Raw genomic sequence first — 12815 nt, 5'->3', positions numbered from 1 at the left:
CGAAAGCTGGCCGCCCGGACCATAGGGGAATGGCGTAATGGCAACGGTAGACCGCTGGCTGCTGCCAGATGGCATCGAAGAAGTACTGCCACCGGAAGCTGCGCGTATCGAAGTAGCGCGTCGGCAGGTGTTGGATCTGTTCCAGAGTTGGGGTTACGAGTTCGTCGTCACCCCGCATATCGAGTACCTGGAATCCCTGCTCACCGGCGCGGGCCAGGACCTGGACCTGCGCACCTTCAAGGTTATCGACCCGCAGTCGGGCCGGCAGATGGGCTTTCGTGCCGACATCACGCCGCAAGTGGCGCGCATCGACGCCCACACCCTGCGCCGTGAAGGTCCGAGCCGCCTGTGCTACGCCGGCAGTGTGCTGCATGCCCAGCCGCGTGCCTTGTCGTCTTCGCGCAGCCCGATCCAGTTGGGCGCCGAGTTGTATGGCGACGCCAGCCCGAGCAGCGACGTAGAAGTCATCAGCCTGATGTTGGCCATGCTGCAACTGGCTGACGTGCCGGATGTCCACATGGACCTGGGGCATGTCGGCATCTATCGCGGCCTGGCCCGTGCGGCCGGTTTGTCCGGCGAAGTGGAGCAACAGCTGTTCGATGCCCTGCAGCGCAAGGCCATCGACGAAGTCATCAGCCTGACCGAGGGCCTGCCGACCGATCTGTCGGACATGCTGCGGGCGCTGGTGGGCCTGTGTGGCGGACGTGAAGTATTGGCCGCTGCCCGTGAACGCCTGGCTCATGCGCCGGCGCCTGTGTTGGCGGCGCTGGACGACTTGCTGGCGATTGCCGAGCGTCTGTCGGTGCGTTTCCCCGAGTTGCCGTTGTATTTCGACCTGGGTGAGTTGCGCGGTTATCACTACCACACGGGTGTCGTGTTCGCCGTGTTCGTCCCGGGCGTGGGCCAGTCCATCGCACAGGGCGGCCGTTATGACGACATCGGTGCCGACTTTGGTCGTGCCCGTCCGGCGACCGGTTTCTCTACCGATTTGAAAACCCTGGTGACCCTGGGGCGTGCTGAAGTCGAGCTACCGTCTGGCGGTATCTGGATGCCTGACAGTACGGATGCGGCACTCTGGCAAGCAGTCTGCCAGTTGCGCAGTGAGGGTCAGCGTGTCGTCCAGGCCTTGCCTGGGCAACCTTTGGCCGCCGCCCGTGAAGCGGACTGCGACCGGCAATTGATTCAGCAGAACGGGCTTTGGCAAGTATTGCCGCTGGCTTCTTGAGTTTTCCTGCCGGCTGCGGCCGGCACCAAGTTTGCGCGAATGAGGACAAGTGTTATGGGTAAGAATGTCGTAGTCCTGGGCACCCAGTGGGGTGATGAGGGCAAAGGCAAGATCGTTGATCTGCTGACCGAACATGCTGCCGCCGTAGTGCGCTACCAGGGTGGCCACAACGCAGGTCACACCTTGGTGATCGACGGTGAAAAAACCGTTCTGCACCTGATTCCGTCGGGCGTACTGCGCGAAGGCGTCCAATGCCTGATCGGCAACGGTGTGGTGGTTGCTCCCGACGCCTTGCTGCGGGAAATCATCAAGCTGGAAGAAAAAGGCGTACCGGTGCGCGAGCGCCTGCGTATCAGCCCGTCCTGCCCGCTGATCCTGTCCTATCACGTCGCGCTGGACCAGGCCCGTGAAAAGGCCCGTGGCGAGCTGAAGATCGGCACCACCGGTCGCGGCATCGGCCCGGCCTACGAAGATAAAGTAGCCCGTCGTGGCCTGCGCATCGGTGACCTGTTCCACCGTGAGCGTTTCGCCGCCAAGCTGGGCGAGTTGCTGGACTACCACAACTTTGTCCTGGTCAATTACTACAAAGAACCAGCCATCGACTTCCAGAAAACCCTGGACGAGTGCATGGAGTACGCCGAGCTGCTCAAGCCGATGATGCTCGACGTCACTGCCGAGCTGCACGAGCTGCGTCGCGCAGGCAAGGACATCATGTTCGAAGGTGCCCAGGGTTCGTTGCTGGACATCGACCACGGTACCTACCCGTACGTCACCAGCTCCAACACCACCGCCGGCGGCATCGCCACCGGTTCGGGTTTCGGTCCGATGTACCTGGACTACATCCTGGGTATCACCAAGGCCTACACCACTCGCGTGGGTTCGGGTCCGTTCCCGACTGAGCTGTTCGACGACGTCGGCGCCTTCCTGGCCAAGCGTGGCCATGAGTTCGGTGCTACCACCGGCCGTGCCCGTCGTTGTGGCTGGTTCGATGCCGTCATCCTGCGTCGCGCCATCGACGTCAACAGCATCTCGGGCCTGTGCCTGACCAAGCTGGACGTGCTGGACGGCCTGGAAACCATCAACATCTGCGTGGGCTACAAGAACCAGGACGGCGCCGTCATCGACGCACCGACCGACGCCGACAGCTACATCGGCCTGGAGCCGGTGTACGAGCAGATGCCGGGCTGGACCGAATCGACCGTGGGCGCCAAGACCCTGGAAGAGCTGCCATTGGCGGCCCGCAACTACATCAAGCGCGTCGAAGAGTTGGTCGGTGCGCCGATCGACATTATTTCGACGGGGCCGGACCGCAACGAAACCATCGTTCTGCGTCACCCGTTTGCCTGATAAGTCGTTGATGTAAAAAACAAAGGCCCCTCGTTTGGGGCCTTTGTCGTATCTGCCTGCCGAACGGCACGACCTTTGCTATGCATCGTTAACAATAAGTACTTCTTTGAAGTGCCATCAATTTAATGGCGTTTAGTAGAGGGATTCCCCTGTGTCGGCCGTTCTCTCACTGTTACAAAGCCGTCTATTGCGGCCTGTGTTCGTTACCCTGGGTATCGCCCTTTTGGTGCAAGTGCTCGTGGCCGTCGCGCTGACCCGAAGCACGGTCACCGCGCTGGAGGCCGACCTAGGGGGCCGGCTGGGGGTGGATAGTCAGAAATTGTCTGGCGAACTGGAGCAGGCCGGACGCGAGGTCACTTCAAGCCTGGACAGTTTGTCTGCCAGCACTCGTCAGCGCCTCACCGCCGGTTTGTCGACGCGCCTGAAGGACGAGCAGGCGCAGTTGCGCACGACACTCGAGAAATCGCTCAAGGATTCCGCCAACGATATGGCGCAACTCCTGGCCTCGGTCGCGCCACGCGCCATGTGGGACAGCGACATACCGACCCTTTCCGAATTCGCCCGCCGGGCCCAGCGCAACCCCAATGTGTTGTTCGTTATTTATGACGACGCCAGTGGTGAGCACCTGACTCGCTACCTGAACCGGGAAAACCCGATCAACAAGGCGCTGCTGGAGAAAGGCAAGGGCGAGCGAGCATTGGATAAAGTGCTGGATGCGGCGAAGAGCGACCCCTCGGTGTATTACCTTGAAGCCTCGATCAGCCCCAACGGCGTAGAGATTGGCAAAGTATTGATGGGCGTTTCCACGGCTTCCGTTGAAGCTGACCTGAAGGCGCTGGACCAACGCTTCTTGGCCTTGATCGCCAGCAGCGACCAGTTGGTCGGTGACAGCCTCAAGGGGGCGGCGGCCGACAGCGCCACCGCCATGCGCGGTCGTCTGGAGTCGGCCCAGGCCACCGCCACACAGATGCAGACCAATACCTCTAGCACTGTGCAGGAAGCCGCAGGCACCTTGCGCTGGCGCATCGGCCTGGGCCTGGCGCTGGTGGGCTTCGGCGTGCTGGTGCTGCTGGCCGTGGTGCTGGGGCGTCGGGTGGTCAATCGCTTGAAGTTGCTGATCGCGGCCATGAACGACTTGGCGGCGGGCGAGGGTGACCTGACCAAGCGTGTGCAAATCAACAGCAAGGACGAAATCGGCGACATGGCCTCAGCGGTCAACCGCTTTGTGGATAAGTTGCAACCCATCGTGCGCGAGGCGGGCGATGTGGCCCAGCGTACCGGTGTGGAAATCGGTGCGATGACCTTGCGCAACTCCGGTGCCGACGCGGCGGCCGGGATGCAGCGTGATGAGGTGGCCGAGAGCCTGCGTGCGCTGTCGCAAATGGCGGATGAGGCTCAATCGGAAAGCCAGGCGATGCAGGCGGCTTTGCAGCAGGTGGTGGAGATCCGCCAGGCCACCGATGAAAACACTCGCACTTCGGCCAAGGTCAGTAGCTTGATCGAGGCGTTGGCCGGGCAGGTAGACACCGGGGCGAAAGTGATCGAGCGGCTGGCGCAGCAGAGCGAACAGATCGAAGTGGTGCTGACGGTGATTCACGGCATCGCCGAGCAGACTAACTTGTTGGCCTTGAACGCGGCCATCGAGGCGGCGCGGGCCGGGGAGACCGGGCGCGGGTTTGCCGTGGTGGCGGATGAGGTGCGGGCCCTGGCGAGCAAGACCCAAAGCTCAACGGGCGATATCCAGGCGCATATCGTGGCCTTGCAGCAGGGGGCTCGCGAGGCGGTGGCCGCTATCGGCCAGGCCGGGCGCCAGGCCAGCGAAGGCTTGTTGGTGCTGCGAGACAGTGCGCGGTTGCAGCAGTCGGTGCAGGCATCCGTGGAGCAGGTGCATGCGGCCATCGGCCTGGCGACTCAGGCAGCGGCTCATCAGGCCCAGGGTGCGCAAGCGGTGCGCGGGCGGGTGGAAACCATCCATGCCCAGGCCGAGAAGGCGGCCCAGGCCGTGGTCGAGACCACCGCCAGCGGCAAGGTGCTCGACAACCTGGCGGCGCAGTTGAAGGCAAGCCTGGGGCAGTTCCGGGCCTGATCAGGCTGCTAGGCTGGCCTCATCGCGAGCAAGCTCGCTCCCACAGGTGATTTTTAGTGGATACAGATTTTGTGTCCGGCATGAATCCCTTGTGAGAGCGAGCTTGCTCGCGATAGCGATGTCAGCGGCTCAGATATATTCCCAGAGGCCAGAAACGCAAAAACCCGCTTTCGCGGGTTTTTGTGAGATTCAAGGCCGTAACCTTGAAGCTTGAATTGGTGCCCAGAAGAAGACTCGAACTTCCACGACCTTGCGGTCACCAGCACCTGAAGCTGGCGTGTCTACCAATTTCACCATCTGGGCAGCATCTTCAGCGTTGCCGCTGTTGATGTGGCGCACTATACGGAGCGCATTTTGATCTGTAAACCCCTGTTTTTGTTTTAGTAATTGCCAAACGCAATTGCAGGGGCAAAAATGCAAAAACCCGCTTTCGCGGGTTTTTGTTGAGCATGCAGGTCATTGACCTGTTGCTCGAAATTGGTGCCCAGAAGAAGACTCGAACTTCCACGACCTTGCGGTCACCAGCACCTGAAGCTGGCGTGTCTACCAATTTCACCATCTGGGCAATATCGACATCGTGTGTACGTCGTCGATGGCGCGCACTATACGGAGCGTCTTTTTAACTGTAAACCCCTCCTGAGAAAAAAACCGCTAAATTTCACGAGCGGTGCTTTTCCGGGCTTCCAAGGCGGGCCAAATGACTTTAGAAAAGCGATCGGATGCTTGAAATTTCCCGTTTCATTAAGCCTATGCCAAACTAACCCGCATATAGACAAGGTGAAAACTCTCTAATGGCCGATTGGCAGTCCCTCGATCCCGAGGCCGCTCGTGAAGCGGAAAAATATGAAAACCCTATTCCTAGCCGCGAACTGATCCTGGCGCATCTCGCCGATCGGGGGTCGCCTGCTAGCCGCGAGCAGTTGGTCGAAGAGTTCGGTCTGACCACCGAGGACCAACTCGAAGCCCTGCGCCGCCGTCTGCGCGCCATGGAGCGCGACGCTCAACTGATCTACACCCGGCGCGGCACCTATGCGCCGGTGGACAAGCTCGACCTGATCCTGGGCCGCATCGCCGGTCACCGTGACGGCTTCGGTTTCCTGATCCCGGACGACGGCAGCGACGACCTGTTCATGAGCCCGGCGCAAATGCGCCTGGTGTTCGACGGTGACCGGGCCCTGGCCCGTGTTTCCGGCCTGGACCGTCGTGGTCGCCGTGAGGGCGTGATCGTCGAAGTGGTGTCCCGTGCCCACGAGTCCATCGTCGGCCGTTACTTCGAAGAAGGCGGTATCGGTTTTGTTGTGCCGGATAACCCGAAGGTCCAGCAGGAGGTGCTGATTACCCCGGGCCGTAATGGCGCCGCCAAGGTGGGTCAGTTCGTCGAGGTGAAAATCACCCACTGGCCAACTGCGCGCTTCCAGCCACAGGGCGATATCGTTGAAGTGGTCGGCAACTACATGGCGCCGGGCATGGAGATCGACGTCGCGCTGCGCACCTACGACATCCCTCACGTCTGGCCCGAGGCTGTGCTCAAGGAAGCCGCCAAGCTCAAGCCGGAAGTTGAAGAGAAAGATAAAGAAAAACGCATCGACCTGCGCCATCTGCCGTTCGTCACCATCGACGGCGAAGATGCCCGCGACTTCGACGATGCGGTCTACTGCGAAGCCAAGCCTGGCAAGCTGCGCCTGTTCTCCGGCGGCTGGAAGTTGTTCGTCGCGATTGCCGACGTGTCCAGCTACGTGAAGATCGGTTCGGCCCTGGATAACGAAGCCCAGGTGCGCGGCAACTCCGTGTATTTCCCTGAGCGCGTGATCCCGATGCTGCCTGAGCAGTTGTCCAACGGGCTGTGCTCGCTGAATCCGAAAGTCGACCGTTTGGCCATGGTGTGCGAGATGACCATCTCCAAGACCGGCGAAATGACCGACTACCAATTCTACGAAGCGGTGATCCACTCCCAGGCGCGCCTGACCTACAACAAGGTCAGCACCATCCTGGAAACGCCGAAGACCAGTGAAGCCAAGACCCTGCGTACCGAATACGCTGGCGTGGTGCCGCATCTCAAGCAGCTGTACTCGCTGTACAAGGTATTGCTGGGTGCCCGTCACGTGCGTGGCGCAATCGATTTCGAGACCCAGGAAACCCGGATTGTCTTCGGTTCCGAGCGCAAGATCGCCGCAATCACCCCGACGACCCGTAACGATGCGCACAAGCTGATCGAAGAGTGCATGCTGGCGGCCAACGTGGCCACCGCGGAATTCCTCAAGAAGCACGAGATTCCTGCGTTGTACCGCGTGCACGACGGCCCGCCGCCGGAGCGTCTGGAAAAGCTGCGCGCCTTCCTCGGCGAGCTCGGCCTGTCCCTGCACAAAGGCAAGGACGGCCCGACGCCGAAGGACTACCAGGCACTGCTGGCCAGCATCAAGGACCGTCCGGATTACCATGTGATCCAGACCGTGATGCTGCGCTCCCTGAGCCAGGCGGTGTACAGCGCCGACAACCAGGGTCACTTTGGCCTGAATTACGAGGCGTACACCCACTTCACCTCGCCGATCCGCCGTTACCCGGACCTGCTCACGCACCGCGCGATCCGCAGCGTGATCCATTCCAAGCAGAACACCCCGCACGTCAAGCGCGCCGGTGCCATGACCATTCCGAAGGCACGGATCTATCCGTACGACGAAGCGGCCCTGGAACAGTTGGGCGAGCAGTGCTCCATGAGCGAGCGCCGCGCCGACGAAGCCACTCGCGACGTGGTGAACTGGCTCAAGTGCGAGTTCATGAAAGACCGCGTGGGCGAGTCGTTCCCGGGTGTGATCACTGCAGTGACCGGCTTCGGTTTGTTTGTCGAGCTGACCGACATCTACGTCGAGGGCTTGGTGCACGTCACCGCCTTGCCGGGTGATTACTACCACTTCGATCCTGTGCACCACCGCCTGGCGGGCGAGCGCACCGGTCGCAGCTTCCGTCTGGGCGACACCGTGGAAGTGCAGGTCATGCGCGTCGACCTCGATGAGCGCAAGATCGACTTCGGAATGTCTGACAAGCCCGCCGAAGCACCGACTGGCCGTAAAAAGCGTGGCAACGAGACCGCAGCGCCTGCGACCAAAGGTAAGGGTAAAGGTGCTCCTGCAAAAACCGCGGAGCCTGAGCCAGCCAGGGCCGGTCGCCGTTCGTCTGTCAAGGATAAGGCTCCCGAGGCCTACCGCCCCAGCGACGCTGCGGCGAAAAACGCCGAACTGCGCAAGAGCCGCGAGTTGAAGCAGCAGTTGCTCAACGAAGCCAAAAGCGGTGGTAAAGCGGCGTCTGGGGGAAAGTCCCACGGGGCGGAAAAACCGTCGAGCAAGCCAAGTAAACACCGTAAAGGCCCGCCAAAAGCGGGTTCGGCCCCCGCGAAAAGCGGCGGGTCGCGCAAACCTAAGGCCAAGTCATGAGTCTGGAAAAAATCTACGGCGTGCACGCCGTAGAAGCACTGCTGCGTCACCACCCTAAACGTGTCAAGCAAGTATGGTTGGCGGAAGGTCGCAGCGAGCCGCGTGTGCAGGCGCTGGTCGAACTGGCCACCCAAAACAAGGTTGCCATCGGCCAGGCCGAGCGTCGTGAAATGGACGTGTGGGTCGAAGGCGTTCACCAGGGTGTGGTTGCGGACGTAAGCCCGAGCCAGGTCTGGGGCGAGGCGATGCTCGACGAACTGCTCGATCGCACCGAAGGCGCGCCCCTGCTGCTGGTGCTGGACGGCGTGACCGACCCGCATAACCTCGGCGCCTGCCTGCGTTCGGCGGATGCGGCGGGTGCGTTGGCGGTGATCGTGCCTAAAGACAAGTCGGCAACCTTGACGCCGGCTGTGCGTAAGGTCGCCTGCGGCGCGGCGGAAGTGATTCCACTGGTGGCGGTGACCAACCTGGCGCGTACCCTGGAAAAACTCCAGCAGCGCGGCTTGTGGGTGGTTGGCACGGCGGGTGAGGCCGAGGTCAGCATTTATGACCAGGACCTGACGGGCCCGACGATCCTGATCATGGGCGCCGAAGGCAAGGGCATGCGCCGCCTGACCCGCGAGCACTGCGATTACCTGGTCAAGCTGCCGATGGCCGGCAGCGTCAGTAGCCTCAACGTTTCGGTCGCGACCGGCGTGTGCCTGTTCGAAGCGCTGCGCCAGCGCAGCGTCAAGGCTTCCGCCAAAAAATCCTGAGCCAGACGCGTATCAAATGTGGGAGCGAGCTTGCTCGCGATGACGGTGTATCAGTGCCAGAAATGTCGACTGGCACGCCGCTATCGCGAGCAAGCTCGCTCCCACAGTGTTTTGTGTGGGGCAGGATCGGCGGTTGTTCAAATAATCACCAATTGCCTTGCACCTCCCTCGACCCTTCTCTACAATTGCGCCCCTTGCTGTGATGGCAGGCACTCATGTGTCTAGCGTCCACAAGTCCATAAGTGTCATTCACTCCTTGTCTGACCGTTTTTGAGCGGCAGGCTACAACCCGTAAGGAGCATTCATGCGTCATTACGAAATCATCTTTTTGGTCCACCCGGATCAAAGCGAGCAAGTCGGCGGCATGGTTGAGCGTTACACCAAGCTGATCGAAGAAGACGGCGGCAAAATCCACCGTCTGGAAGATTGGGGCCGTCGTCAACTGGCCTACGCAATCAACAATGTTCACAAGGCTCACTACGTGATGCTGAACGTTGAGTGCACTGGCAAGGCCCTGGCCGAGCTGGAAGACAACTTCCGCTACAACGATGCAGTGATCCGTAACCTGGTCATCCGTCGCGAAGAAGCCGTCACCGGCCAATCCGAGATGCTCAAGGCTGAAGAAAACCGCAGTGAGCGCCGTGAGCGTCGCGACCGTCCTGAGCACTCTGACAGCGCCGATGGCGATGACAGCGATAGCGACAGCGACAACAGCGATAACGCTGACGAGTAATCCACGGACCTTTTAAGGAGCCAATCACATGGCACGTTTCTTCCGTCGTCGTAAATTCTGCCGCTTCACCGCTGAAGACGTGAAAGAGATCGATTACAAAGATCTCAACACTCTGAAAGCCTACGTATCCGAGACCGGCAAAATCGTTCCAAGCCGTATCACCGGTACCAAAGCTCGTTATCAGCGTCAGCTGGCCACCGCTATCAAGCGCGCCCGCTTCCTGGCCCTGCTGGCCTACACCGACAGCCACGGCCGCTGAGACCGGGCAGTCGACGAGTAGTAAGGGATTGAATGCATGCGCGCCTTAGCTGACTTCATCATGCGGGGACGTGTGCAGGCCACGTTGGTTGTGGCCGGATCCGCGGCATTGCCGCTGTTGTTCTGGTTGAGTGCCGCCGCTGGGTGCCTTGTGCTCCTGCGGCGCGGTTCGGACGCCTTGAGCGTCCTGGGTATCGGGTTATTGTCAGCGTTGGTGAGCTGGTATTTCCTGAAGGACCCGACAACACTCCTGGTGTTGCTCGGGGCCGGTGGCCTGGCGTTGGTTCTGCGCGCCGGTCATACCTGGAACCGCGTGCTGCTGTGCAGCGTGGCCGTGGGGTTGTTGTGTGCGGTGAGCCTGGGAACTGTCTTCAGTTCCTTCATCGAGTCACTGGCGCAGACGTTCGAAGACGTCCTGCCGCTGGCGATGGGTGGGGTCTACGAGACATTCTCGGCAGACCAGAAGGCGCTTTTCACCGCTATGAGCGCTCCGCTGCTGATCATTTCGATAGCGTTATCGTCGCAGATCTTTAGCGTGCTGTGCCTGATTCTTGGGCGCTATTGGCAGGCGTCGTTGTATAACCCCGGTGGTTTCGGTCGCGAATTTCGCGCCATCCGATTCCCCAAAAGCGTGGCGCTGTCACTACTGGCCGTCATGTGTGTGGCTCCGTTTTTCGGGCTGCATGCACTGATCCTGTCGCCGTTGTGCAGTGTACCGCTGGTCTTCGCCGGCCTGGCCCTGATTCATGGGCTGGTGGCGCAGAAACGACTGGCCACGTTCTGGCTGGTGGGGATGTACGTGACGTTGTTGCCTTTCATGCACTTGCTCGGTCCGTTGCTCGTGGTCATGGCCATCGTCGACAGCCTGATTGATTTTCGCGGTCGTATGGCGCCGAAAGACGCCGACAACGCGAACGGTGAAGGTTAAAAGTTAGAGGATTTTCACATGCAACTGATCCTTCTGGAAAAAGTCACCAACCTGGGCAACCTGGGTGACAAAGTAAACGTTAAGGCCGGTTACGGTCGTAACTACCTGCTGCCTTACGGCAAAGCCACCGCTGCGACCGCTGCCAACCTGGCTGCGTTCGAAGAGCGTCGTGCTGAGCTGGAAAAAGCTGCCGCAGACCGTAAAACCTCGGCTGAAAGCCGTGCTGCCCAACTGGCCGAGCTGGAAGTGACCATCACTGCCACCGCTGGCGACGAAGGCAAGCTGTTCGGTTCGATCGGTACTCACGACATCGCTGACGCACTGACCGCCTCCGGCGTTGAAGTTGCGAAAAGTGAAGTTCGTCTGCCGAACGGCACCATCCGCAACGTAGGCGAATTCGACGTAGCCGTGCACCTGCACGCCGAAGTTGAAGCCACCGTACGCGTTGTCGTGGTAGCAGCCTAAGCAACACCTGTCGGTTGGCACCCTCGGGTGCTTGCCGGTAACATCGGGCACGATCCTGTTTACAGGTCGTGCCCTTTGTCTTTCTGCAATTCCTGATTTTCATAACCAGAAGTGGCCATGAACGAAATCACCGCTCCCGAGCAATACGATCTGCAAACCGCTGCCCTGAAGGTGCCTCCGCATTCCATCGAGGCCGAACAGGCCGTGCTCGGTGGTCTGATGCTGGACAACAACGCCTGGGAACGCGTGCTCGATCAAGTCTCCGATGGCGATTTCTACCGGCATGACCACCGGCTGATTTTCCGTGCGATCGCCAAGCTGGCCGATCAGAACATGCCGATCGACGTCGTGACCCTGGCCGAGCAATTGGACAAGGAAGGGCAGACGTCTCAGGTCGGTGGCCTCGGTTACCTGGGCGAACTGGCGAAAAACACGCCGTCGGTCGCCAACATCAAGGCTTACGCGCAGATCGTGCGCGAGCGGGCGACCTTGCGCCAATTGATCGGCATCAGCACCGAAATCGCCGACAGCGCCTTCAACCCGGAAGGCCGCACCGCCGCCGAGATCCTTGACGAAGCCGAACGGCAGATCTTCCAGATCGCCGAGGCCCGCCCGAAAACCGGCGGCCCGGTCAGCGTCAACGACCTGTTGACCAAGGCGATCGACCGTATCGACACCTTGTTCAATACTGACAACGCCATCACCGGCCTGTCCACCGGCTACACCGACCTCGACGAGAAGACCAGCGGCCTGCAGCCGTCCGATCTGATTATCGTCGCCGGCCGTCCGTCCATGGGGAAAACCACCTTTGCGATGAACCTGGTGGAAAACGCCGTGCTGCGCAGCGAAAAGGCTGTCCTGGTGTACTCCCTCGAGATGCCAGGCGAATCGCTGATCATGCGTATGCTCTCGTCTCTGGGGCGTATCGACCAGACCAAGGTTCGTTCCGGCCAACTGGAAGACGACGACTGGCCGCGCCTCACCTCGGCGGTCAACCTGCTCAACGACCGCAAGCTGTTCATCGACGATACGGCTGGTATCAGCCCATCGGAAATGCGCGCCCGGACCCGTCGCCTGGTGCGTGAGCACGGTGAGGTAGGGTTGATCATGATCGACTACCTGCAACTGATGCAGATCCCCGGTTCCAGCGGCGACAACCGGACCAACGAGATTTCCGAAATCTCCCGTTCCCTCAAGGCCCTGGCCAAGGAATTCAACTGCCCGGTGGTGGCTCTTTCCCAGTTGAACCGCTCCTTGGAACAGCGCCCCAACAAGCGTCCGGTGAACTCCGACTTGCGGGAATCCGGAGCGATCGAGCAGGACGCCGACGTCATCATGTTCGTGTATCGCGACGAGGTGTATCACCCCGAGACGGAGCACAAGGGCATCGCCGAAATCATCATCGGCAAGCAGCGGAACGGCCCGATCGGCTTCATCCGCCTGGCGTTCATCGGTAAATACACCCGGTTCGAGAACCTGGCGCCGGGTAGCTACAATTTTGATGACGACGAGTAAGCTCTTCATCGTCTGATCCGGCCTCATCGTCGGAACGCCGCCCGGAGCAGGCTCGCTCCCACCTTGGAATACATT

10 protein-coding genes, 2 tRNA genes and 1 pseudogene are annotated in these 12815 nt (G+C 60.7%); 11 read left to right on the top strand and 2 right to left on the bottom strand.

Features of this window, described 5'->3' with window-relative positions; translation table 11 throughout:
- Nucleotides 1-37: 37 nt before the first annotated feature.
- From AB4O22_RS23810 to AB4O22_RS23795, 4 genes and pseudogenes are all read left to right on the top strand, one after another.
- A complete protein-coding gene (locus tag AB4O22_RS23810; RefSeq protein ID WP_223470951.1) occupies nucleotides 38-1225 on the top strand; it encodes an ATP phosphoribosyltransferase regulatory subunit in 1188 nt (395 codons plus the stop codon).
- Between the two features lie 54 nt (nucleotides 1226-1279).
- Nucleotides 1280-2572 carry an adenylosuccinate synthase gene (locus tag AB4O22_RS23805; RefSeq protein WP_003197240.1) on the top strand — a complete coding sequence of 431 codons (1293 nt, stop codon included), beginning with the start codon at nucleotides 1280-1282 and terminating at the stop codon, nucleotides 2570-2572.
- A 487-nt stretch (nucleotides 2573-3059) separates the two neighbouring features.
- Nucleotides 3060-3800: pseudogene (locus AB4O22_RS23800) on the top strand (HAMP domain-containing protein); the annotation flags it as partial.
- Nucleotides 3774-4658 (top strand): methyl-accepting chemotaxis protein, encoded by an 885-nt coding sequence (locus tag AB4O22_RS23795; RefSeq protein WP_394351213.1) that lies wholly within the window; start codon nucleotides 3774-3776, stop codon nucleotides 4656-4658. The pseudogene AB4O22_RS23800 and the gene AB4O22_RS23795, both read left to right, overlap by 27 nt.
- A gap of 216 nt (nucleotides 4659-4874) precedes the next feature.
- Here the strand turns inward: AB4O22_RS23795 and AB4O22_RS23790 are convergent.
- Nucleotides 4875-4961: transfer RNA gene (locus tag AB4O22_RS23790), tRNA-Leu, on the bottom strand.
- A gap of 175 nt (nucleotides 4962-5136) precedes the next feature.
- Nucleotides 5137-5223, bottom strand: a tRNA-Leu gene (locus AB4O22_RS23785).
- Between the two features lie 226 nt (nucleotides 5224-5449).
- Between AB4O22_RS23785 and rnr the strand changes: the two genes are divergently transcribed.
- The 7 genes from rnr to dnaB all read left to right on the top strand — a co-directional run bounded on the left by rnr (nucleotide 5450) and on the right by dnaB (nucleotide 12740).
- The gene (rnr, locus tag AB4O22_RS23780) at nucleotides 5450-8086 is read left to right on the top strand and encodes a ribonuclease R (RefSeq protein WP_003197244.1); all 2637 of its coding nucleotides are present in this window, start codon (nucleotides 5450-5452) and stop codon (nucleotides 8084-8086) included.
- Entirely contained in the window at nucleotides 8083-8841 is a 759-nt protein-coding gene (gene rlmB, locus AB4O22_RS23775; protein WP_013692133.1) for a 23S rRNA (guanosine(2251)-2'-O)-methyltransferase RlmB, read from the top strand. Before rnr ends, rlmB begins: the two co-directional genes overlap by 4 nt.
- A gap of 304 nt (nucleotides 8842-9145) precedes the next feature.
- Nucleotides 9146-9574, top strand: coding sequence for a 30S ribosomal protein S6 (gene rpsF / locus AB4O22_RS23770; RefSeq protein ID WP_003186395.1), 429 nt, complete (start codon nucleotides 9146-9148; stop codon nucleotides 9572-9574).
- Nucleotides 9575-9602: 28 nt separating this feature from the next.
- Nucleotides 9603-9833, top strand: coding sequence for a 30S ribosomal protein S18 (gene rpsR / locus AB4O22_RS23765; protein ID WP_002551829.1), 231 nt, complete (start codon nucleotides 9603-9605; stop codon nucleotides 9831-9833).
- A 36-nt stretch (nucleotides 9834-9869) separates the two neighbouring features.
- A complete protein-coding gene (locus AB4O22_RS23760) occupies nucleotides 9870-10760 on the top strand; it encodes a YybS family protein (protein WP_223470947.1) in 891 nt (296 codons plus the stop codon).
- Nucleotides 10761-10778: 18 nt separating this feature from the next.
- A complete protein-coding gene (rplI, locus tag AB4O22_RS23755; RefSeq protein ID WP_003197251.1) occupies nucleotides 10779-11225 on the top strand; it encodes a 50S ribosomal protein L9 in 447 nt (148 codons plus the stop codon).
- Between the two features lie 117 nt (nucleotides 11226-11342).
- On the top strand, nucleotides 11343-12740 hold the full coding sequence (gene dnaB, locus AB4O22_RS23750; RefSeq protein WP_014336312.1) for a replicative DNA helicase: 1398 nt from the start codon (nucleotides 11343-11345) through the stop codon (nucleotides 12738-12740).
- The last annotated feature ends 75 nt before the right edge of the window (nucleotides 12741-12815 follow it).

This window comes from Pseudomonas sp. S3_B11 (assembly GCF_054667715.1).
The sequence above is the reverse complement of the archived record's forward strand: the minus strand, read 5'-3'. Positions and strand labels throughout refer to the sequence as shown.

Bases quoted from the DNA above. Each gene is read 5' to 3' on its own strand.
- AB4O22_RS23795 (WP_394351213.1), top strand. From the start codon at position 3,774: ATGGCCTCAGCGGTCAACCGCTTTGTGGATAAGTTGCAACCCATCGTG.
- AB4O22_RS23810 (WP_223470951.1), top strand. From the start codon at position 38: ATGGCAACGGTAGACCGCTGGCTGCTGCCAGATGGCATCGAAGAAGTA.
- rpsF (WP_003186395.1), top strand. From the start codon at position 9,146: ATGCGTCATTACGAAATCATCTTTTTGGTCCACCCGGATCAAAGCGAG.
- rpsR (WP_002551829.1), top strand. From the start codon at position 9,603: ATGGCACGTTTCTTCCGTCGTCGTAAATTCTGCCGCTTCACCGCTGAA.
- rlmB (WP_013692133.1), top strand. From the start codon at position 8,083: ATGAGTCTGGAAAAAATCTACGGCGTGCACGCCGTAGAAGCACTGCTG.
- AB4O22_RS23760 (WP_223470947.1), top strand. From the start codon at position 9,870: ATGCGCGCCTTAGCTGACTTCATCATGCGGGGACGTGTGCAGGCCACG.
- AB4O22_RS23805 (WP_003197240.1), top strand. From the start codon at position 1,280: ATGGGTAAGAATGTCGTAGTCCTGGGCACCCAGTGGGGTGATGAGGGC.
- rnr (WP_003197244.1), top strand. From the start codon at position 5,450: ATGGCCGATTGGCAGTCCCTCGATCCCGAGGCCGCTCGTGAAGCGGAA.
- dnaB (WP_014336312.1), top strand. From the start codon at position 11,343: ATGAACGAAATCACCGCTCCCGAGCAATACGATCTGCAAACCGCTGCC.
- rplI (WP_003197251.1), top strand. From the start codon at position 10,779: ATGCAACTGATCCTTCTGGAAAAAGTCACCAACCTGGGCAACCTGGGT.